Here is a 1,878-nt window from a genome sequence, read left to right as displayed (position 1 = left end):
GGGGGGGGGGCGCAAGTTTATTGTCGCCCCTTTCTGAATTTTGCGGTTGGCTTGTTCCTTTTCATGAGTGGAATGCTTTCTAATGTGGATCAGTGGAATGTAAAAAAAAGACTCAAAAAGGTAATAATTCCATATGTCATTTGGACTATTATATATGTGATTCTATACCACGCCTCTCAGCCTATGGTGATTCCCAAGGAGTTTTTGAAAGCCTTATTCACCGGTTCTGCTGCTGCAGTTATGTACTATGTCTTTGTTTACTGTGAGTTAACCATTTTGATGCCTGTAATCGATAAGATGATAAGCTCAAAATTTAAATACCTTGGTTTTGTCATTTCACCTATCGAAATAATATTGATGAGGTTGATTCCTCTAGTTTCAGGGCATGAGGTTAATAAATATTTGGCAATTGTTATGTCACTTTCTTGTTTAGGGTGGTTCACTTACTATTATCTCGGATATGCTCTTGGAAACGGTTTTATTAAAATTGAAATTAACCACACTGTCTTAATTTTTATGTGGTTTGTTACCATATTCTTCCAAATTTTGGAGGGATACTGGTATTTAAAATTAGGGGAAACTAATTGCGGAACCCAGCTTAAACTAAGCTCAATTTTAACAGGAACAATCTTTGTTATACTTATCTACAAGTTTATCTATTCTGATAACAGCGTACGTGTTAACGTTCTCAAAGTTTTAGGTGATTATTCATTTGGCATCTATTTTGCACACCTAGCAGTTATGACTGTTTTATCTAAGCTTTCGAATTATTCCACGGTGGCGATTTATCCTGTTAATGGAGTAGTCGCTATTCTTGTAACATTCGCTTTGTCGTTTATCGGTCGGAAAATCTTGGGTAAATACAGTGGTTATCTTGCCTTGTAGCCTTTTTTTCAATAATCAGATATAAGTAGTTATGACTACAGGTATGTCCAAAGTAACAATCGTAAAGTTTATAACGTAAACATGGTGCAACGACGTAAGCATCACATAAGATAGCATTCTATTCAAGTCAGGTGTTACTTGGTACAATTAAGATATTAAATGAATAGAAGACACTTTTCATGAAGTTAAGTGATGTTGTTAGGATAGTGACGAACCACAGAGTTCTAAATCCAGGACGGGTTTAACTACACAAGTTAATGTTAAAAGTGTTAAAATTAAAATTTTCAGTGGAGCGTCTCGTGACACTTACAGTCACTATAACTGTGTTTATGGCTACTTATGTACGACTTGTGTTGATAGACCATGTAAAGTTTTAGTGGACGAAATTGGATAAAAAAAGACCCCCTAGTGGTAAAATACAATTGGAATGAAGTGAACCCCCTAAGTTGAATACTAAATCCGACTTTAAGGGGAACTTCAAAGGGTAAAACGACAAATAAATACCTAGATACCACGTATAAAGTAGTCTGGGAGGCTCGCAGTATTCAACAGATGTTTGCATTCGGTAAAAAAGAACATATAATAAAAATAGAAAAAGGACGATTGTAATTTTATAATCATCCTTTGCTAGACAGACCGTTTAAGACGGTAGTGAAGTTGTTAAACAGTAAAAATGCCGCTCAAGAACCTGCCAAAGTTACTAAGAGCGGTTTTTTGGTGGTCATCTTTTGTTGCGATTGTCGATATAAGCCAACAATGCAAGCATAAGCGCTCCAAACGCTATTAGGTCGCCGAAACTAAACACAAGGTTGTTTCCTTTCGTGAGAATTACTTAGAAATATAAAAATTGCAAATCTCGTTATATTAACCATAAAAATGTATTACTTACGCGACTTGCTAGTTCGTAATATTTGAAAATTCGCAAAAAAAGCTTAAAAGGGTTAAACTCTAAATAAAAAAACTAAAAACCAAAAAAGGAGTCAAACCATGTTA

Annotated in this window: 1 protein-coding gene; it reads left to right on the top strand. The window is 35.1% G+C overall.

Features of this window, described 5'->3' with window-relative positions; genetic code table 11:
- A partial coding sequence (locus tag FC36_RS06555; RefSeq protein ID WP_056986789.1) for an acyltransferase occupies window positions 1–885 on the top strand: 885 nt, incomplete at its 5' end.
- Between the last annotated feature and the right edge of the window lie 993 nt (window positions 886–1,878).

The organism is Ligilactobacillus equi DSM 15833 = JCM 10991 (genome assembly GCF_001435735.1).
GTDB lineage: Bacteria > Bacillota > Bacilli > Lactobacillales > Lactobacillaceae > Ligilactobacillus > Ligilactobacillus equi.
The sequence above is the reverse complement of the archived record's forward strand: the minus strand, read 5'-3'. Positions and strand labels throughout refer to the sequence as shown.